This is a genomic window from Caballeronia sp. NK8 (assembly GCF_018408855.1).
Lineage (GTDB): Bacteria > Pseudomonadota > Gammaproteobacteria > Burkholderiales > Burkholderiaceae > Caballeronia.
The window spans coordinates 308709-328237 of sequence record NZ_AP024325.1 but is presented as its reverse complement, the minus strand read 5'-3'; the positions used below and the strand labels follow the sequence as shown (position 1 = coordinate 328237).

Below are 19529 nucleotides of genomic sequence, written 5' to 3'. Positions count from 1 at the left end.
TCATGGTGCTCAAGAATGCCAACGCGAAACGACGAAGTTTCACCGTACGTCCTCTTAGGTGAGCCGCCATTGCGAGTTTCCCTCTGGTAGAGCTATTTGCGTGGTTTAGAAAGAATGGCCTTCATGTCAGACGGGTTTCCAAACGGCTTCAGTTGGACCGACTCCCCTTTGCGCAATCCCTTAAGGTCCTCTATATCGAGCTTGTATGTCTTACCGTTGTCTAGCGTTATCACACTGTCCGAGGGGCCGATTCGTTTGATCACTCCATCAATGCTAGGTGTGCCTTCATCCAGTTTGCTGTTCGGCGTTGGAGTCGGCGTCGGCGTTGGCCCTGTGTTCCCGATGCACACACATCTTTCATGGCCGACACATGCACAGCCGCTTTCTTTATTGCAGCTGCAGTCCGCCGCAAATGATTCTGAGCCTACCGTACTGCCCGCTATCACCCCACTCAGGCTAAGAGCAGTCTTTAGCAACGTTCGCCTGTCGATGCCGGGAATCGTGGACGCAGCTCCAGTTTTTGCCGCTGCGTCTAAAATATTTTTCTTCTCGCTCACGATGCATCTCCCGAACCAAATGACTGAGATTCCAATGAATTGACAAGACGAGCGTCTGCCAGCGCTTGGTTGAGTGAACAACGTGGAGAGGCGCCGCCGCCCAACAGCTTCTTCTTTGAGTATCGAGATAAACAATCACCTCGACAGTTCCATTGTGCAAAACAGCTTGCGCATGGGCTGTTGGTTTTAGTGGAAAAGTTCATGAGACGGTCCATCCGATCAGGCAAGAATTCGAAAGTTTGAGTTTGCTCGTCAAATTTCCCATATATAAAAAACTCGCCCAATTCATGCGTGGGCTCATTAATTTCATAGCATGAAGAAACCACTCCATGGCTCATCACTGTGAAGTTGAGATTCGACCCCGTCGCCCCGCAAAAATTACCGCTGTGATTGATGTCGCTGCACCCCGAATAACTTACAGACAACCCCAATTCACGACCGCGTGCCTGGGCCTCCGTAAATCTTTCTGCGAATCTTAGGTCGAAAGATGAGTTGTCAATCGGTAGATCTGCGCCTCTTCCCGAGTCGAAAATCGGTTCAAGACGCACATTCGTTATTTTCGTGTTAGCGGCGATGAATTCTAGAAACGGGACCATGCGATCAACGCTATTTGGCATGATGGTCGAACGGATCCCGCATGGAACGCCTTTTTCACCTACTTCGATAAGGTTTGCAAGAATTGTCTTGAAAGCGTCTTTGCCGGATATCGTAGGACGTTGAGCTGCTTGCACTTCCGGTAAGCCGTCAAGTGAAATCGATAGATCGGAAAAGCGGTCCACGATGAAAGCCCTCTGAGCGCGGCCCCAAAGCGCGTTTGTTGTCATGGCAAACGTCACTCCGAGAGCTAACTGATGAGCGACAGTTTCTGCGTACTCGACGACCTGCCGAAAAAGTTGCCATTCGTATGTTGGCTCGCCTTCACCGTGAAATGTTATACCGAAGCTCGGGGCGTTCTGTCTGATCGCGTTGGTAGCTACGAACTCGATAGCCGCCCTCGCTAGCGAAAAAGGCATAGTTCGAGATTTCTCGCCCGCTCGAGCGTAGCAGTATACGCAACGCAAATTGCATCCAGTCGTTAGCGAAAGCGTTACGTGTGTCGGCCTAAATTTTTCCCGGTGGGATAAAGCCGAGTGATCGGAATCGCTTTTCGCAATTCCAACATCGTCAAGGGAGGAGAGTAATGCGGTCCATTCCTCCACGTTGCCCTGCCGTCCTTCCACCGGTCCTTGTTTCAGGGCCTCAATAAGGCTGGCCGCCTCTTCAGTTACCTCAAGGACGAGTCCTTTTAATGGGGCGTAAAGGATTCGTGTCGCCCCTCTGCGTCTCAAATAGACGTTTGGAAACTTTAAGCTCAACGGGGGGCTCGCATCCAGCAGGACTTGGGTGTTCATCCGTTTGTCAGTGCTGCGATCGCGAGTCGCCTCCCTCGGCAACCAGTTGATAGGAACGTAATGATCTAATCTTTCCACATCCATTTTGGTCGAGCGATGGAGGTCGGTCTGAGCCTGTCTCAATTTCATCGCAGCCGCTCCTGCGTAGCGTTATTTTTCGGGCAACGACTTCCCGGATCGGGTCACAATTCGTTTTAGAACTAAATGGCAAAATGGCAAGTTTTTTCTTACTGCGCCCTTGCCACAATTGACTACGCCCTGGCCTCTTGTAAGGTGAAAACGACGGCGGCTCCCGCGATGCCAACTGCTGACGACTTTTGCTACCGCGGTCACTCCGGCCTTCCACGCACCGTCGAGAAGGTGGGAAGAAAGCCGGCACAGCGCTGGCGCCCGATGATTACGCGGTCTGCCTAACGGCTGTTCGAGCAGCGGTTGTTCGAACGGCCTAGCGCAGATATCGAAATGCCGTTGATGGCCGATTCCAGCAGGTGGGCGGTTGATGTCGCGCGCCGCGATCAGCCCGAAAGACAACACCGCAAAGGTGCATCTACAAGTCCGACCCGAATCGCTGTCTCGTTCGGAAGGGCGGCGAGCGCATTGATCTGCTGACGCGCCAAGGTAATCTGATGAGCGGCTTGCTTCCCGATATCGTCGAGGCCGTCGCAGCGGTGTCGGACGACTTCATAGGACTACGACAACGCATTCAAGCTCTCGAACACAGTTCGACATGTTTATCCCAGACGGCCAGCCTGACGATGGGCCGATCATGGCCACAGTCGGCCTGATGCAGCGCATCGCGACGACGCTCGCTTTTCGTCAGCGGTCCTGCGGCAGGAGGTCTGCGGTCCGAAACAGCATGCGTCGATCACTTGAGCATGAGAACCGAGGGACCGAAGCCCACGGCGCCGGTCGAGACATAGGATGATCCTCGATCATGAAGCGAGCGCGGCTGATGGCATGGCTGATTGCTGTGCTGATGCCGCTGCTCGTGTTTGTGGCTGTTCTCTATATGGCGGCGTTCGTCCCGCCTGACTAATCCCCCCTGTCGTATCCCCCTCGTAAGCCCCTTCTGAATCATTCGGCTCGCCCTATCAGCCTTGCTGCATAAGGCCTCAGCCACTTAGAGCGGTTCGCCAACTTTGCGCCGTTTACCCCACTTGGTGGGGTAGATAGTATGGAGTCCTGCCCTGAATGTTTCAGCAGGAACAAACAGTGAGGCAGCAGATGCCTACAGCAGGTGAACAAAATGGGTTGGTCTTTCAGGAAGTCATTCAAGCTGCTCCCCGGCGTCCGTGTCAATCTGAGCAAGAGCGGCACGAGCTATTCATTCGGCGGCAAGGGTGTCACCTATAACAGCAAGGGGCGCGTTAGCACGAGCATTCCCGGCACAGGCCTTCGCTATACCAGCAAGGTCACGCCGAGCGAGGTCAAGTCACAAGTCGGCCTCGGCATCCTCTTCGCGATTCTGATGTTTCCTTTCATGGTCGTCGCCACACTCCTGACGAGTGGCGGCAGAAGCAAGCGCCGCCGCTAAGCCATCACAACGACAAACAGATCACCGGAGCAGGACATGACCGCAGCAGAATTGATTGAGATTTTGGAAGGTGTACCGCCGAGCGCTCAAGTGCGCTTTGCACATCAACCGAGTTGGCCGATGGAATGCAGGATCGGCAACGTGATCGAGGTACTGACCGACGAAGGCTTCATGGTCTATCTCGGCGAAGGCGAACAGGTCGGGTATCTCCCTGGCCATGTCACCGAGTCACTCGGATGGAAGGGATAACAGGAGCTTCAAATGGCTGAACCTATCAAGGCATATCTGATTGACCCGTTCGCGGGAACGATAACTGAAGTCGTGCGGCCCTCAGGCGGTCGCGGCCCTGAGTCACTGAAAGAGCTATACAAGCTGCTCGACTGTGACTGTATCGATGCCGTCAGGCCTGAGCAGTCACAGGACGATGCCATCTACGTGGACGACCTCGGCTTAGACCGACACGAGCAGGCGTTTTTCTTCTGTGACCTGTTCCCGTATCAGCAGCTTGCGGGCAAGGGATTGTGGGTCGGCAGCACGCGCAGCGGCAATGACGCCAGCCCCAAGATGACACTCGACCATGTACGCCAGCACATTTTTTGGGTCTTAATGTAATGAGAGGTCAGTTCGCCATGAGCAGCAGCACTGTGAGGGAACTACTCGGCACCTTGCAGGCGGGATCGCTTGCATGGCGCTTGACCCGGCTCGAAGTCGGCGACTCAATGCTTGAGCCTGAGACGAACGGCGACAAGCGCAATGCCTGCAACAAGGCTATCGCGATCGCAGCGAAGCACGCACCCGGCGCGGCCTTCGAGCTTGTCTTGCACTTCGGCCTTCGTCATGACGGCTCAGGCGATAACTTCCGCTTTTTCAAAATCACGAGGACCGAATGACCTATCAAACAATCGAAACACTCACGCTCGGATTGGTTCGGGATGCGAAAGGCATTGAGGTTTCAGTGAAGCTGCCGACCGGGGCGGTGTACACCGTGCGAGCGCTTTACGGCAGCCGCTTCGTGCTGCATGACACGAGCGACGCGACCAGCTTCGCTTTCTATTCCGCATTCGCTGACGTGCTCGAAACACTGAGGCTCAAAGCAGGGAGATAACTATGACGACGCAACCGAAGCATCCGATGCAGCCGCTCGTGAGGGACCGTGACGGCACCGTGCGATTCAAGCGCAACCGCCTTGTCGAGTACCTGCTTGATAACGGCGGCGTCGACATGAACAAGCTGGCGATGCTGAAGTTTTCAGCCGAGGACCGGCAGCAGTTCGCGCAGTTGATCGGCTATTCGATCGACGGCTATATGGACCTCAGCTATGTCATGAACGATGACGCGGCGTGGAAAGCGGCTGAGGCCGCATGGGTTGACCATCAAGGCAGGCAGCACAATGGCTAAGCATCCGTACCCGCGAGGCTATGTGGTATGCAATGGACAGGCCTGTGAACTGTATGCCCGCAAGACACCCTCATGGCCTTCGATCCGGGGCGTGCGGACTGTGATCGGCATGCTCGACGGCATCGGTCACGAGTTCATCGTGACACGCGGCAGGGGTCGGGGCACGATGGAGCAGGCTTATGCCTACTTCATGCACGGCCATGAGCTTCGTTACTTCAGCACAGGTCTCGACTACCTGCCCGAGGGCGCGGTCGTGACGACCAACACCCTCAAACTTGTTTCGGGAGGTCGCACGGCATGATCCGCACAGGCCCGCATTGCGCGGGCCTTGCCTTCCTCCTATAGGCCTGCTCAGGCCTGTTCTCGCGGCTCTGCTTCCGCACCGTCAATCAAACTCCCGAAGCTCGATAACACCCTCGTCGTGTGACTCGAACACGTCTGTCGCGCCTGCCTCCAATACCGTGTCGTTGATGTTATCGTGGTCGCTAATGACACGTATACCCACGTCGCCTAGGTTCTCGATCTTGACCTTCATCGCTTAAAGCTCCGATAGGGCTGTTACTGCGGTTGGGGATACCGTTGCAGCGGCTCTGACCTGCCAAGCCTCCTATGGCCCGCTATGGCCTGCTGTTCGAGCCTGAGGGCGTGCCCTTCTGAGCAGGCGTGACAGGTGCAGAGTTAATGACAGGCGGCGGGACCACGACAGGCGGCGTGGCCTGCTTGCCCTTGCTGTCTCGCACGCTGCTGGCCGGGGTCGGCGTGTCGATGCTTGAGCGGACCTCAGCGAAGCAAAAGAGCAGGCAGGCAGGCTGCGCAGGGAGCGTCGTATTGTGGCCGGCCATCGTGCCGGGAGGATTGACTGAGCCGCACGAGGTCAGCACGAGGGCGACCGCGCATACGCCGACCGCCCCGACCAGCGCGACCAGCACGAAGCGCCACATGACTTTCTGATCGGTTCGCATCGTTAGGCATCCTGCGACTTGGGTTCAGGTTGCGGCGGCGTGTAGTTGTCTATCAGGTCAACCACGTCAGGGTTGACCGATACGGACATCGACATGGTTGACCGTAAGGGAGCGGCGAAGCTCCTTGGAAAATCGGTCATGACGATTCAGTGGCTCGAAGCGAACGACCCGGACTTTCCTGCAGCGTTCACTTTGGGCAGAAATAACTCCTACTTCCTGACGAATGACCTGCGAGCCTATATCCTGCTCAAGGCAGAAGAGGCCAAGGAACTCAAACGCAAGCGCTTGCAGAAGCCCGCAGGATGAAAAAACCCCGGACATGTCGGGGCTTCGTTCTTCTTCCTGTGTAGTTCACCAGGTTTCGAGAGCTGCGCGCACTGTCTCAATGTGGTCACGCGGTGGCACCGCGCCGAACACTGCTGCCAGTGCGGCGTGCAGAAGAGCGGATCTCGCAGCGCGTTCCTCCACGTCGGGGCGCGCCGCGCAAAATGCTACGCAACGGACGCCGGTTCTTGTTCGCCGAGTGCGATGGCAGCGGCGCGCTTTGCGCGTTTGCCTTTGGCCGCCTTACTTTCGCCCGACCGTTGCTTCGTCAACCGCTTCAACAGTTCTGTGACTGGCTCATCATCGGGATCCTGCGGAACTAGTTCGCCACGGAAGGCTTTTGCGAGAAGTGCCGGCGTCAAACAATCCACGGCAGCTTTGGCTTTCGCGACACGGGCTTGTAGGCGATCGGCAAAAGCGATCAGGATAGAGACGCGGCGGACAATTTCAACCAGCTCCACTTCGGGTGGAACTGCTATTGGGAGACGGTTCAGCGCTTGCTGCGTGAGTTTCGCTCGGCCAGTGGTTCCACTCAGCCACGGGATAACATCGTAGTACATCAGCGCGTAGCAGAGATAGTCGTTCGCTGCAGGGCTTGACGCACGCAGGACGTGGGCGTGATTGTTTACCCAGCACTTTCCGCTGGATCGGTATGCAATTGGCTTCTCACGACCATAAAACGTTTCGTCTTCAGTGACGAGAACGAGTTCATCGTCGAAAATATACTCGTCGATCCGGCTCACTTCTCCGTTGGCGCCGTAGTAGGGATAGAGTCCCTGCGTGTTTTTGCGATCCTCTCGCTTGATCGGAACGCGCAATCGATCAAGGCATTCCGCAAATTCGTGAACGCTCGCAACGGTCCAGCCGGTCGGAATCTCTTGATCCCAGTAGGTAGTATCTGGAGGAGTGAGGAGCTTCTTTTCCGTCTTGGCCCTTTGCGAGTGCCAGAGCTTCAGTTCGTTTGATGCATCATGCCCGCGAGCGGCGCCGTCTGCTCGCCAATCCTCTGTCAAACGTCCCGACGTGGCGGCGGCGACGACGGACTTTTCGAATCGTCTCAGAATCGCCGGCACGCTGTCGAGCCGTTCTCGGCACGCATCGACGCGCGCAAGCGTGGTGTCCAGCTTGTCAGCGATGCGCTTCTGTTCGCCCAATGGCGCCAGTGGCACCTTTAACGCCTTAAGCTTAGAGCCATTCACGTTCGGCTGCGCGATGCCAGCGCTGAATTCGGTAATTTGATTCCAGTAAGCTGGTGAGTCAAAGAAACGCTTTAAATAGCCAGCCATATCCTGATCTACGCATCGCACACGAATCAGATACGAAGCGAATACCGCATTCGGCACATGCTCCCGAAGGAGGAAGCTTTTGCCAACCGTCGCGCCGGTCCTCGCGAACACCAAATCCATTTCGCGCAGCAGATACTTTTCTTTTACCGTATCTGAAATCTCGCAGAAGGGAACGCGTCCCCAATCCACCTTGTCATTCTGAATATCGGTGATTCGCAGCATTCGTGCATCGCCACTATCGGCACTCGACTTGGCGGTGTAGCCGTAGCTAACGTCGCTTACGATTTCATCCAGTGAACACTCTTCCCATCCATTGGGTAATTCGTTCATTGGACCTCCTGCATGCCGAGCTGACGCAGGATATCTTGAAGGTCAGCCACTGCACTCTTGAGTTCATTCATCGCTTCTCCAGCCAACACGATCGGTTCCGGCAAGTCCTGATTAGCTTCCGAACTTTCGTCCCTGAGCCAAGCGATGTCCAAGCTGTCTTCGCGGGCTTTGATCCATTCGCGGGAGAAGGAGCGAAATCGCCCGCTTTCGCCTTCGTCCGTGCGCAAGCTGCTGCCGTCTGCTGCTTCACCGTATGCAGCCTCAAACTTGGCAAAATACCCTCGTTGAAGCGGTGTTCGCTTGCCGAAGCTTGGAGCATTTGCGCGAAGGTCATAAACCCACACCTGCTTCGTAGCGCCCGTCGCAGACTGGCTTACCTTATGGAAGAAGAGCACGTTGGTTTTCACACCTTGCGCGTAGAAGATTCCGGTCGGCAAACGCAGAACGGTGTGCAGGTTGCACTTATTCATTAGATCGCGCCGAACGTCAGCACCGACACCCGGTTCGAACAGCACGTTGTCGGGCAAGACCACTGCCGCGCGTCCGCCATCCTTGAGATGTCGCACGATATGCTGCAAGAACGCGAGCTGCTTGTTGCTCGTTTCAAAGGTGAGATCATCACGCGTCGGGCCACCACCTCCTCTCGCCGTACCGAACGGCGGATTGCTGAGAATGATGTCCGACTTGGGAAGGGCCGCCCCCGCATTTCCGAGCGTATTTCCGATGTGGACGACACCCTCATCATCTCCCTCCATGCCATGCAGCATGCAGTTCATCAACGCAAGCCGCCGCGTGCTCGACACCAGCTCCATGCCAAGAAACGCCTTGTTGCGTTGGAACGTCCGCTGTTTTTCGTTCAGGTCGTATAGGTCGTCCGTCTGTGCCTTGATGTAGGCGTCCGCCGCAATCAAGAAGCCTGCGGTGCCTGCCGCTGGGTCTTGAATCGTCTCACCCGCTTGCGGCTTCATGATGTGAATGATGCTGTCAATGAGCGGGCGCGGAGTGAAGTACTGGCCTGCGCCCGACTTGGTCTCGTTTGCATTCTTCTGCAACAGGCCCTCATACAGATCGCCGAGTCCGTCTCGCTTCGCCGAGAACCAATCGATTGCGTCGAGGCTTTTGACCAATTGCTCAAGGTGGCGGGGTTCCTTCAGGCTCGTCTGCGCATCGGCATATATTGCCGCGATCAACTTGTCGGTGCTTTGGCTGAGCGACAGCAGCATCGCGCGGTAATGATTCAGAAGGGTCAAGCCGCTCTTGCCGGTCAAATCAGGCCAGCGTGCCCCTTCAGGTAGCTTGTGTTTGTCGAGCAGGCCGTTCTGGGTGTTCTCATGTTCCATCTTGATGAACAGCAGCAGGACCAGCTCGGTTACGTAGTTGGTATACGTGATGCCATCGTCGCGAAGCACATCACACAGGTTCCAAAGCTTCTGGACGATCTCGTTGTTGGTCATAGGACCCTATTTCTGAAAGGTGGCGTGGGATTGCGGCTCGGCTCACACGGCGTAGCGATCCCCGTTGGTGTTCGGCTCGAAATTATGCCACTTGCGGCCAAAGAGCCTCGGCGAGCCCTTCCAGCACGTCGTCGAGCTTGCCGCCTAGTCTCTTGTTCAACAGCTTCGCGCCACCGTCGTTGGCAAACGTGCTGTTGACGAACTGCTCATCGATGACTACCTCGTGTACGAGTTGCTTCCCCAGTCGTTGAAGCCAATTGCGCTGCAATTGCGTCCAGTTGGTCATCTTGTAAATACCTTCCATCGCAAGCGAAACGCGCTGGTCGAAGGGGATGAGAGCCTCACCCAACGCAGCCTTCCGGATGTAGCCAACGATGCTGGCGGCTATCTCCTGATTGGTCTGGTTGCGCCACGCGCTTTTGATCTTCGCTTCCGTATAGCCGTTTGCGTCGAGCAGCAGGCGAACGGCGCGCAGATCCGCGCGCGTCAGGTCCTTCGGTCGATTAACGATGACTGACAACGCCACTGACTCGTTCACCTGCTCGCGAATGAAGCCGGTGAAGCTGTCGAGATAATCGCCTGGCCTGCCGAACTCGCCGTAGCTCTGCTCGCGGCGCACCAATTCGTCCGCGTGATCCGAGATGATCGGCATTTGGTCCGTTCCCGCAAGTTGCTTTACCTCAGCGAGCTGGTCAACTAGATGTTTGTGCTGACGCAGGAAATCGGCCGCGCTGGCTGGGCCGAGCTTGTGAAGGTGTTCGTGAAGTTCGCTCGGAGGGACGCCCCATGTTTGTTCAAGCTGGGCGAGCCGTTCCTTCAACGCCGGCTTTCTTTCCGCCTGATGCGCGGCCTTTCGTAACACGCGCATAAGGCTCTGGTTCAGGGCGTCGAGGGCTTCATGAGCGTGCGTTCTTTCGGGCGTGCTGCCCGGTGCATCGAAGCTCGCCGGGTCGGTAAGTTCATCAATGAGCTGCTCGATAGTTACGTTCGGATCCTTGACGAGCGGCTTCATCGTCGTGACGTTCTCAAGCGCCGCGTAGATGTCCACTGGATCGTAGATTTTGAAGACGGTCTTACCAATTTCATCGCATCGGCGCGTGGCACGTCCGATCATCTGCTCATAAAGTATCCGCGACCGCACGCGGCGCAGGAAGACAAGATGAGAAATCGAAGGTACATCAATGCCCGTTGTAAGTAGGTCCACGGTGATTGCAATGCTGGGGAATCGCTCGTTCTTGTACAGGCGAATTAGCTGACTCACCTTGTCTGATTGACCGGTGATCTTGCGGACCGCAGCTTCGTTATAGTCATCGTCATATAGTTCCTTGAAGGCCTCATCCAGCAGACGCTTAACCATGTCCGCGTGCAGGTCGGTGGCGCAGAAGATAAGAGCCTTCTCTTCGCCAAACGGGTCCAGTTCCTTCGCCAACTCTGTGCAGATGACTTTGTTGAACTGCTCGCTGATGACGCGACGGTTGAACGACTCAATATTGAAATTCAGCTCATCGTCGAGCTCAGAGAGTTGTAACTCCCCAGTTGCCATATTGATGGCTGTGACCTTCTCACCTTTGTCAAACTTGATTCCGTTCTTCGATAGCAGCGTCTCGTACCTGATCGGCGGTTCGTGATCAATCAACCAGTCATCGGCGACGGCCTCGCGATAGGAGTAGGTGTAGACGGGTTTGCCGAATATCTCCGTCGTATGCTTAGCCGGCGTTGCGGTGAGTCCGACCTTCACTGCGTCGAAGTAGTCTAGAACCCTGCGGTAGCTCGACAGGTATTGCGACTGATCGCGCACGACCAACTCGCCCTCGGTCATCTCTTGGTCCAGTGTATAGCCGCGATGTGCTTCATCGACAATTATGCAGTCGAACTCGTCGATGCCCGGAGGCGATTCAGACTGCAAAATGCGCCGGACCATAGCTTGCACCGTCGCGACTTGGATGCGCGTTTCAGCCTCAGCGGACATGTCGCCCAACTCCGCGACATTGTAGATACTGGACAGCGGCTGGTTCTGCTCAAGCAGCGCCTCGTCGAATGCGTCGGTCGCTTGCTGGCCCAGCGCGGTGCGGTCTACGAGGAAAAGGATGCGTCGGAAGCGCTCCGCTTTCAGCAGCCGGTACATGAGGCCAATAATGGTTCGCGTTTTGCCCGTGCCGGTTGCCATCGCAACGAGAATGGCGCGCTGCCCTTCCGTCAGGGCCGATTCGACTTCCTGAATCGCCCTGATTTGATAATCGCGCAGTCTAAGATAATCGAAGCCTTCCTGCGCGAGTTTGGCTTCGGCGTCTTCCTTACTACGCTTCAAACGATCGATCAGACCATCCGGTTGATGAAAACCGACCAGCGCATCGGCCAGATTCGATGACGCCCGCAGGTCGCGGAACCACGTGCCACTCTGTTCGCGCAATTGCTCAATATAGGGTCGGCCATTGCACGAATAGGCGAATGGGACTTGGAAAAATCCACCTTGCCCGTCCGGCCATGGTCCGTGTTGGCCGGCTACTTTCCAGGCCGGTGAGTGATCCAGTGTAATTTGAAAGCCGCGAGAGTATCGCTCTGCCTGTCCGATCTTCCCGGCGACGTTTTTGTTGATGGCTTTCGCCTCCACCACCGCGATCGGCATCAGACCCGCAAAAAGTATGTAGTCGGCAGACTGCTGTCCCAGTGTGGGCCATTCGGCGATGGCTTTATTCTTTCCTGCCTCGGGCCGTGCGCCCTTGCTATATGACAATTGTTGTGTGTCCGCGACCCAGCCAGCATCGACTAATTGTTGATCGATGAGAATGCGCGTCAACTCTTCACTCAGCACGAGCTTCTTCGTCGCCTTCTTCGTGCTTGCCTGCGCCTCCTTGGCTTGCTTGGCGTCAAGCTGCGCTTGGAACTGCTTTATCTTGGCATCGAATTCTTGTTGGGCTTTCTTAAGAGCTGCCTCTTGTTCGTATGCAAGCTCCTTGTACGTCTTCGCCTCCGCGTCCATCTGCAAGGCGAGCGTCTCGTACTCGTGCTTCTCCTGCTCGACGAGGTCGGTGAGCTGCTGATTGTCTTCGAGCGTTTGCGAGGCGGCTTTCAGTTGCGCCTTGAGCTGATCGATCTCGTTCTGAAGATCCCTAAGGTGTGCGCTGGGGTCCGAGGGTGGAACAAACGGCCCGGGATTGAATGCCGTGCCTTGCTTGCCGAACGATTCGTGAAACCAGATGGCGAGCGCGCGAGCGACCTTGAGGCCGTCCATGGCCTCCTTGTGCTTCGTCGTGAACTCGTGAGTGGCCTTGTTTCCTTCAACGCGCAGCGTGTGGAAAAGACCACGGATAGTTCGGTCGAGCCCGGCCTCTCGCTCCAGCCGGTAGAGCAGGTCGGCCTGACTCATCTCTTGGAACTCGACGCCCAAGCGCGCGGCGAGGTCCTGCGCCATCGCTTCCCCGAACTGGCGGAGCTTGATCAGTGTCGTGTTGGGATCGGCGGCGAAAACGTTCTCGGCGGCCGTGCCAAGCTGCGCGAGAAGTGGCGAGTGCTCGGCAAGAAAACTGAAGTTCCCGGAATGGCTCACGATTGTCGGTCTGTCGTTTTTGTGTGAGGAGAATACGCCAAAATCGATCAGCCGTGAAAATGAGATGCCCTTTTTCCCGCGCAGTTACATGAAACCTTCGAATTTGACGCTTATGCGTGACCGTGGTGGTCATGATCAAACTGGCGAATGCTTGAGATCACTTTCCTTATACTCGGTGGCTTGAAACACAACATTAACGACGACGCTTCCTTTGCGGTCGTAGTAACCCACATATGCAAGATACCCATCGCTTGTTCGAACTTTCTGACCTTCCTTAAATGCTTGCACCGCCGGTTCGCCATCCGCCGGTCGAGGAACATCGCTCGCCTTCACGAACTGTTCGCCGAACTTGGCAAAGCTCGAAGAAAAGCGAACCCCCCTCACTTTCGAAAGCAGGCGATCAAGCCGCCACACGACTTCCTCGTGGTCGTTGGTCGCGGCGACTGCCGCTTCCAATTCGGCCTCAATTTTATTGAAATGCTCATGCATTTTGCTGTTGCTCAAGGCGGATCCTTAGATTGCGGTTGAATCGTCACTTTCGCAGGTTTGAAATGACTTCGAAAGCCTGCTTGCGCACATTTTACGATGGGTAATGGACCGGGTGACTAGCTAAGCGGTCTTCTTCAGGCCGCATCTCTCGGGAGCTTCGCGACCTTTGCGACGCGCTCGTCTGTGAAGTCGGCCCACCTCGTCATCAGGCCAACACGCTCATCGTAGAAGCGCGTGCGCTCGTAGGTTTTGCGGATGCGGCTGCGGGTGTCGTGCGCGATGACCGCCTCGGCGACCTCTTCACGGACCTTCAAGACCTCGCCCAGATAGGTACGCAGCGACTTGCGCATGCCGTGGGTCGTGACCTGCTCAGCGGTGTAACCGATGCGGCGCAGGAGCTTCAGGAGGGTCGCGCCGTACACCTTGCCGCCGCGCTGAGCCGTAAATACGAGGCCCTCGGGCTTCGGCTCGCCTCGGTTATAGGTCGGCAGGGCCTTGAGCAGGTCAACCGCCTGGACAGCCAGCGGCACGGTCTGCGTCTTGCCTGCTTTCATGCGGCTCTTATGCACGGTCCATTTCTTGGAGGTGAGGTCAAGCTCCTGCCATGTAAGTTGCAGCGCCTCTTCGAGGCGTGCGCCGGTCAGGACGATGAACTCCATCGCGCGGGCTTCCACCGTGTCGTCGGCCCTCACCTTCGTCATGCACGCAGGCAGGTCAGCCCACGGCAGGGCTGCGCGGCCATCATTCTCGGCTTCGTCAGCTTCTGCTTCCTTCGTGAGCTTCGGCAGCAGTTGCAGCAGTTCATCGATCGCGGCCGGGTTCGTCGTGCCGAGTTCATAGCGCACGATCGACCACTTGAACAGGGCGTGCAGGCGCAGCATGTTTTCGGTCGCGGTCGGATTTTTCTCGAGCCAGTCGGGGTCGAGGCACGACATAATGTGCTGACGGCTGACCTCGTGCATATACAGGCCGCTCAGGACCTTGCCCGCCAGTGCGAAGGTGCGGTTCCAGCTTTTCACCTGCTTGTCGGTCTTGAGCGTTTTGGAACGAACTGCCATGAATGCTTCACAGGCTGTCGCATAGGTGACACGCTTCGCACGCGCCGCCGCCGCCGCAATGCGGGTGTCGCGCTTGTGCTCGATGGGGTCGATGCCCTGCTTGACCAACCGGGCAAGCTCGTCGCGGAGTTCGCGCGCCGCCGACAGACTCAGGAGAGGATACGGGCCGAGGCCCATGTCCCGGCGCACCTTGTTCAGTTGATAGCGGTACGTAAAGCTCTTGCCGCCTGTCTTCGTGACCTGCACGAGCAGGCCGCCGCCGTCGCTCATGTTGCCTGACGCGGTGCGGGCCCTAATTGCGGCGTCGGTCAGGTTATTGATGGTGCGCATGATAGAGTCGTCCTGTTCAGGGCTGGAAGGCAGGGCTTTTCAATCCAACACCCCATCCAACACTTCGAGTTAGTTCCGTTTAGGTTTGTTTGATTTAGCTTAGGTTTGTTTTCTATTGTTTATGTTACCAAACCCTTATGGAAAAAGGCTCTCAGGGCGCTAAAACTGAACTAGACGGATATTTTCCGAACTGAACTTGAACGATACTAGCTTTGCTGCTGCAAAGAAAGTAACCAAAGAAAGCAGCTCGAGACGCCCGCGGTCATACGCAATTTGGGCATTCTTCTCCTCGATCGTGGCCTCTGTAGCGAGTGCCCTCGTAGGCCTAACCGGGCTTGGACCGCGCACGGTCTGACTAGCTAGTCGTTTGAGCGCGCTGGTTCAGCACGAAACAGTTCCGGCTCAGCGCTGCGCGCTGCCGTGGGGTATGCAAGGGAAACCAACGAGAAATGAGAAACGCAGAAGCACACGCGGACCCGATTGACCCATCGGCCGCGAAGCGGGCCGGAGCTATTTGGTGCTGAACCAGTCGCGCACGTGGTGCGATGTGACAGACCGTGCGCGGTCCAAGCCCGGTTAGGCCTACGAGGGCACTCGCTACACAGGCCACGAACAACGAGAAGAACACCCAAATTGCGTGTGACCGCGGGCGGCTCAAGCTGCTTTCTTTGGTTACTTTCTTTGCAGCAGCAAAGAAAGTGACTGCCGCCCCGCACAGGGGCAACACCAATAGACCGACGCGAAAACGGGATCCGGCGAAAAGCGAAGCCCTGCGAAGCGTCTATAGCGCCGCCCAAAGTCCCCGACATGCTCGAGGCGCGGATCGCCCCGCTCAGCGACCCGCCAACACCGACGCCGACGCGAAACCCGCAGGCCGCTCCCGGCCGTCCTCGATGCGAATGCCCTCGTTCCACTTCGCCATGCGCTCGGAGCGCGCGAACGATCCGACCTTCAGTTGCCCCGCGTTCCAGCCCGTGGCGAGATGAACGATCGCGACATCCTCGGTCTCGCCTGAGCGCGCCGACACGATCGACGCATAGCCGTGCGCTTTGGCCGCCCGCAGCGCCGCGAGCGTTTCGGTCACCGTGCCGGCCTGATTGAGCTTGATGAGCGCGGCATTGCACGCGCCTTTCGACGCGGCCGCTTCGATGAGCGCGGCGTTGGTGACCAGAAAATCGTCGCCGACGATCTGCACCTTGCTGCCCGCCGCGCGCGTGAACGCGATCATGCCGGCTTCATCGTCTTCCGATAACGGGTCTTCGATCGACACGATCGGATAGCGCTCGATCCACTTCAGCAACTTCTCGATCATCGCGTCGGTGTCGAGTCGCGCGTTGTCCAGACCGAGCGTGTACTGTCCACCCTTGCCGAACTCCGACGCGGCGATGTCCAGCGCGATGCCCACGTCCGTGCCCGGCACCAAGCCCGCCGCTTCGATCGACGCGACCAGCACGTCCAGCGCTTCTTCGTTGCTGGAAAATGCCGGCCACCATCCGCCTTCGTCGGCCACGCCCTGCGCGGCGCCGCGCTTGCGCATGAGCTTGCCCGCGTGGAGATAGACCTCCGCCGTCATCTCCAGCGCCTGCGCGAAACTCGTGGCTGACGTCGCAATCACCATGAAGTCCTGCACGTCGACGCGCCGTTGCGCATGCGCGCCGCCACCGAAAATCTGGATCTGCGGAAGCGGCAGCCGCACTGCCTCGTCGCCGGCCACGTAGCGCCACAGCGGCAGCCCCGACTCATGCGCCGCCGCGTGCAATACCGCGAGCGATGTCGCGATCAGCGCATTGCCGCCGAGCCGCGACTTGTCCGCGGTGCCGTCGAGCGCGATCAGCATCGCATCGATCGCGGCCTGCTCCGATACGTCGAACCCGCTCAGCGTGGGCGCGATCTCGCGTCCGATGCCCGCGATGACCGTCTTCACGTCCTTGCCGTCGAACGCCGCGCCGCCATCGCGCAGTTCCATCGCTTCGCGCGAACCGCGAGATGCGCCGGCGGGCGCGATGCCGCGTCCGCGCGCGCCGGACTCGGTGACGATCTCCACTTCGATGGTCGGCCGTCCGCGAGAATCCCAGATACGCCGCGCATGCACCGCTTCGATTCGACTCATTCGGAGAACTCCTTTTGCCAGAGCGTGGTGATGTCGTGGAGCGTGCTGTCGGGCCGCCCGAGCAGTTCGATGGCCGCGACACGCACGCGCGCCCGGCGGTTTTCGTCGAGATATTCGACCGGCGACTTGCCGTCCACGCGCGCCAGCAGCAGCGCCGGGAGCAGCGCTGCGACGCGTCCGAGCAGCACGTCCGGCTCCGTCCATATGACGTGCGGCACGTAATGCGCGACGAGTGTCTCGAACGACGTCATCAGCGCCGCAAGCGTATCCGGCGCGCGCGCCGCCTTGAGCAGGAAATGGTTGAGGCAGAAGGCGACATCGAAGGCGGGATCGCCGTACCACGCGCATTCCGCGTCCAGCAGCACCGGCCCGCGCGGACCCAGCAGGATGTTCTTCGGACTCACGTCGCCATGAACCAGCGCTTCGCGGGTGCACGCCGTGCGCCCGATCAGCGTGCGCAGCCTGAGCGCCGCCTCGGGATGCTGTCGGGCGGCCTCTTCCAGATAGGGTTCGAGACGGATCGCGTGGAATATGTCGTCGGTGGCGAAACGCGCGGCGATGTCCGGGTCGCCTGCGGTTGCCGCGTGAATGCGGCCCAGCACGTCGCCCAGTTGCGCCGCGATCGCCGGGTCCACGCGGCCATCCATCAATACGCGCTTCCAGTTCGCACAGGTCGGCGGAAGCAAGGTCATGACGAAGCTTTTCGTTTCGCGATCGACGCCGAGCACCTCAGGCACGTGACCCGGCACGATCCGGCCGGCCGTCTGAAGCCAGCCGATTTCCGCATAGACGCGCTCGACCGGCACGAGCCAGTCCTTCGCGACTTTCAGCTTCGGCAAGGCCTGCTTCAGGCAGTAGGTTTCATCGCCTATATCGAGGCGAAAGATGTTCGAGGAGACGCCGCCCGTCAGCGGCGTCAGTGTCGCCGTGGCCGCCGCATTGACATCGGCGAGGCCGAGTCGCTGCACCAGCGTGGCGAGCGCGGAAGAGTCGTTTGCCAGATCGATATAGTGGTCCAACTTGGCGCCCTCGGAACTGGGATTCGAACGCATCGTCGGCCCATGGTAGCCGATTCGATCGGCTGCGGACCGTGAGCGCACGTGAGGCGCATCTTTCTTGCTTGCCGGTCCAGCGTCCGCGACTTCATTCCCGCCTGACGAAGAGCCTTCGCCACGCACGAAGCCGCGCAGGCCAACGATGGGACGGACGCGCAATGGGCCATATCGCGATGACTTCCGGCATCCGCAGAGCAATTTCTGCCATGCTGATTGCACTGCTTACCGCATGCGGCGGCGGAAGCGACTCGGGCGGAAGCGACTCGGGCGGGAGCACCACCACCGGACCGGCGGGCGGCGTTCATCTGCAGGTCGTGTCGTTCGGGGACAGTCTCTCCGATGTCGGGACGTATGCGCCGATCGCCAGCGCAGTCGGCGGCGGGCGCTTCACGACGAATCCCGGCCAGGTCTGGACGCAGAACGTCGCGCAATATTACGGCGACACCCTCACTGCCGCATTCACGATCAACCTGGGGCACGAACTGAAGCCGCAAAGCGGACTGGGGTACGCGCAAGGCGGCTCCACCGTCGCCACGCCGGCCGATCAGTCGCAGTTCCTGACCGACGTGATCGGCGATGTCGAGATGCCGGTCAATCAGCAGATCGCGAGCTATCTCTCCGCGCACGGCAGCTTCAATTCGGGTCAACTGGTGCTCGTGTGGGCCGGCGCGAACGACGTGCTGCGCGCGGGCAGCCCGCCCGCAGCCAATACGACGGTGCAGAACGCGGCCACCACGCTCGCGCAACTCGTCGCGCAGATTGTGCAGAACGGGGCCGCGCATGTCGCGGTGATCAACGTCGCGAATATCGGGCTTTCGCCCGATGGCATCAAATCGACCGATGGCGGCGCGAACTTCACGCAGCTATCGCAACTCTTCAATGCCACGCTGAACGGCGCGTTGCAAACCAACGGCCTGCAAGGCAAGGTCATTCTGATCGATTCCTATACCTGGACGACGCAAACCATCGCCAACTATCGGGCCAATGGATTCACCGTGTCCAATACCGCGCAAGCCTGCGATCCGTCGAAAACACCGCGCGATACATCGCTGCTGTGCTCGCCCGCCACGTACTCGACGCCGGATGCGGATCAGACCTACATGTTCGCCGATGACCTGCATCCGACGACGCGCATGCACGCGCTCTTCGCGCAGTATGTGGAGCAACAGATCGCGGCAAGCGGGCTGGGCCGCTGATAAACAGCCAGTAATTTTTGCTGTGACACGACGCAACAAACGTCTGTTTTTTACTGTGACAGTGGTTTACATTCATCTCATAAGACGATAACCTTGCTCCCGTTGATCAAGATTTCGGCAACGGTTGCCGGTAGCGAAGCAAAAAGCCAGCACTATCGGTATTTTTGACCTCGACTGCGCAAACGTTACCGAGTTTCCGTCGACACTGCCTTCGAACTGAGCTCGTTGTCATTTCGTAAGGCCCGCGCGGGCAGACGTGATCGTTTGCCCGACTCCGCCATCCAGAGCGCTTGCCGTGCCGCGCGCTGGACCTTGTCAGCGAATCCGTGCCGCTCCGGTTGTCATTCCACGCCTCGACTCTGGCGTCGGAACGATCGGACTTGCTTCGGATATGTCGTTTGGATGACTAACTAAACTCATCCGGCGGCGACACGAATCATCACCGTCATCCCAACGCATTCATCGTTGGATCGCGCATCGCCGAAAAGGCCAGACAGCGTGCTCGAAC

General features: G+C 58.2%; 20 protein-coding genes. 9 read left to right on the top strand and 11 right to left on the bottom strand.

Annotated elements, in window-relative coordinates; genetic code table 11:
• Window positions 1–92 precede the first annotated feature (92 nt).
• Together NK8_RS26935 and NK8_RS26930 are read right to left on the bottom strand one after the other, a co-directional pair.
• Entirely contained in the window at window positions 93–557 is a 465-nt protein-coding gene (locus NK8_RS26935; protein ID WP_213232769.1) for a DUF1344 domain-containing protein, read from the bottom strand.
• The gene (locus tag NK8_RS26930; RefSeq protein ID WP_213232767.1) at window positions 554–1948 is read right to left on the bottom strand and encodes a radical SAM protein; all 1395 of its coding nucleotides are present in this window, start codon (window positions 1946–1948) and stop codon (window positions 554–556) included. The genes NK8_RS26935 and NK8_RS26930 overlap by 4 nt, the downstream gene beginning before the upstream one ends.
• A gap of 1246 nt (window positions 1949–3194) precedes the next feature.
• Between NK8_RS26930 and NK8_RS26925 the strand changes: the two genes are divergently transcribed.
• From NK8_RS26925 to NK8_RS26895, 7 genes are all read left to right on the top strand, one after another.
• Window positions 3195–3482, top strand: a complete 288-nt coding sequence (locus NK8_RS26925; RefSeq protein WP_213232765.1) for a DUF4236 domain-containing protein — start codon at window positions 3195–3197, stop codon at window positions 3480–3482.
• A 36-nt stretch (window positions 3483–3518) separates the two neighbouring features.
• The gene (locus NK8_RS26920; RefSeq protein ID WP_213232763.1) at window positions 3519–3731 is read left to right on the top strand and encodes a hypothetical protein; all 213 of its coding nucleotides are present in this window, start codon (window positions 3519–3521) and stop codon (window positions 3729–3731) included.
• 12 nt (window positions 3732–3743) lie between these two features.
• Window positions 3744–4094 carry a hypothetical protein gene (locus tag NK8_RS26915; RefSeq protein WP_213232761.1) on the top strand — a complete coding sequence of 117 codons (351 nt, stop codon included), beginning with the start codon at window positions 3744–3746 and terminating at the stop codon, window positions 4092–4094.
• Between the two features lie 80 nt (window positions 4095–4174).
• Complete coding sequence (locus NK8_RS26910) at window positions 4175–4372, top strand: hypothetical protein (RefSeq protein WP_213232759.1); 198 nt, start codon at window positions 4175–4177, stop codon at window positions 4370–4372.
• Window positions 4369–4587 (top strand): hypothetical protein, encoded by a 219-nt coding sequence (locus NK8_RS26905; protein ID WP_213232757.1) that lies wholly within the window; start codon window positions 4369–4371, stop codon window positions 4585–4587. Before NK8_RS26910 ends, NK8_RS26905 begins: the two co-directional genes overlap by 4 nt.
• 26 nt (window positions 4588–4613) lie before the next feature.
• Window positions 4614–4880, top strand: a complete 267-nt coding sequence (locus tag NK8_RS26900; RefSeq protein ID WP_225936485.1) for a hypothetical protein — start codon at window positions 4614–4616, stop codon at window positions 4878–4880.
• 109 nt (window positions 4881–4989) lie between these two features.
• On the top strand, window positions 4990–5181 hold the full coding sequence (locus NK8_RS26895) for a hypothetical protein (protein WP_213232753.1): 192 nt from the start codon (window positions 4990–4992) through the stop codon (window positions 5179–5181).
• 84 nt (window positions 5182–5265) lie between these two features.
• Here NK8_RS26895 and NK8_RS26890 read toward each other — a convergent pair whose 3' ends face one another.
• Both NK8_RS26890 and NK8_RS26885 read right to left on the bottom strand, forming a co-directional pair.
• Window positions 5266–5415: a hypothetical protein gene (locus tag NK8_RS26890; protein ID WP_213232751.1), complete on the bottom strand. Its 150-nt coding sequence runs from the start codon at window positions 5413–5415 to the stop codon at window positions 5266–5268.
• 82 nt (window positions 5416–5497) lie between these two features.
• Window positions 5498–5842 (bottom strand): hypothetical protein, encoded by a 345-nt coding sequence (locus NK8_RS26885; protein ID WP_213232749.1) that lies wholly within the window; start codon window positions 5840–5842, stop codon window positions 5498–5500.
• Between the two features lie 93 nt (window positions 5843–5935).
• Between NK8_RS26885 and NK8_RS26880 the strand changes: the two genes are divergently transcribed.
• On the top strand, window positions 5936–6148 hold the full coding sequence (locus NK8_RS26880; RefSeq protein ID WP_213232747.1) for an AlpA family transcriptional regulator: 213 nt from the start codon (window positions 5936–5938) through the stop codon (window positions 6146–6148).
• A 185-nt stretch (window positions 6149–6333) separates the two neighbouring features.
• On the opposite strand, the gene NK8_RS26875 is transcribed toward NK8_RS26880, so the two are convergent.
• The 7 genes from NK8_RS26875 to NK8_RS26845 all read right to left on the bottom strand — a co-directional run bounded on the left by NK8_RS26875 (window position 6334) and on the right by NK8_RS26845 (window position 17789).
• Entirely contained in the window at window positions 6334–7782 is a 1449-nt protein-coding gene (locus NK8_RS26875; protein ID WP_213232745.1) for a restriction endonuclease subunit S, read from the bottom strand.
• Window positions 7779–9236 carry an N-6 DNA methylase gene (locus tag NK8_RS26870; RefSeq protein WP_213232743.1) on the bottom strand — a complete coding sequence of 486 codons (1458 nt, stop codon included), beginning with the start codon at window positions 9234–9236 and terminating at the stop codon, window positions 7779–7781. Before NK8_RS26870 ends, NK8_RS26875 begins: the two co-directional genes overlap by 4 nt.
• A gap of 82 nt (window positions 9237–9318) precedes the next feature.
• Window positions 9319–12783, bottom strand: a complete 3465-nt coding sequence (gene hsdR, locus NK8_RS26865; RefSeq protein ID WP_213232741.1) for a type I restriction-modification system endonuclease — start codon at window positions 12781–12783, stop codon at window positions 9319–9321.
• Window positions 12784–12918: 135 nt separating this feature from the next.
• The gene (locus tag NK8_RS26860; protein ID WP_225936484.1) at window positions 12919–13287 is read right to left on the bottom strand and encodes a hypothetical protein; all 369 of its coding nucleotides are present in this window, start codon (window positions 13285–13287) and stop codon (window positions 12919–12921) included.
• 119 nt (window positions 13288–13406) lie between these two features.
• Window positions 13407–14660, bottom strand: coding sequence for a site-specific integrase (locus NK8_RS26855; RefSeq protein WP_213232739.1), 1254 nt, complete (start codon window positions 14658–14660; stop codon window positions 13407–13409).
• An 832-nt stretch (window positions 14661–15492) separates the two neighbouring features.
• Window positions 15493–16770 carry a phosphopyruvate hydratase gene (gene eno, locus NK8_RS26850; RefSeq protein WP_213232737.1) on the bottom strand — a complete coding sequence of 426 codons (1278 nt, stop codon included), beginning with the start codon at window positions 16768–16770 and terminating at the stop codon, window positions 15493–15495.
• The gene (locus tag NK8_RS26845) at window positions 16767–17789 is read right to left on the bottom strand and encodes a phosphotransferase family protein (RefSeq protein ID WP_213232735.1); all 1023 of its coding nucleotides are present in this window, start codon (window positions 17787–17789) and stop codon (window positions 16767–16769) included. The genes eno and NK8_RS26845 overlap by 4 nt, the downstream gene beginning before the upstream one ends.
• 242 nt (window positions 17790–18031) lie before the next feature.
• Between NK8_RS26845 and NK8_RS26840 the strand changes: the two genes are divergently transcribed.
• On the top strand, window positions 18032–19021 hold the full coding sequence (locus NK8_RS26840) for an SGNH/GDSL hydrolase family protein (RefSeq protein WP_225936483.1): 990 nt from the start codon (window positions 18032–18034) through the stop codon (window positions 19019–19021).
• Window positions 19022–19529 lie beyond the last annotated feature (508 nt).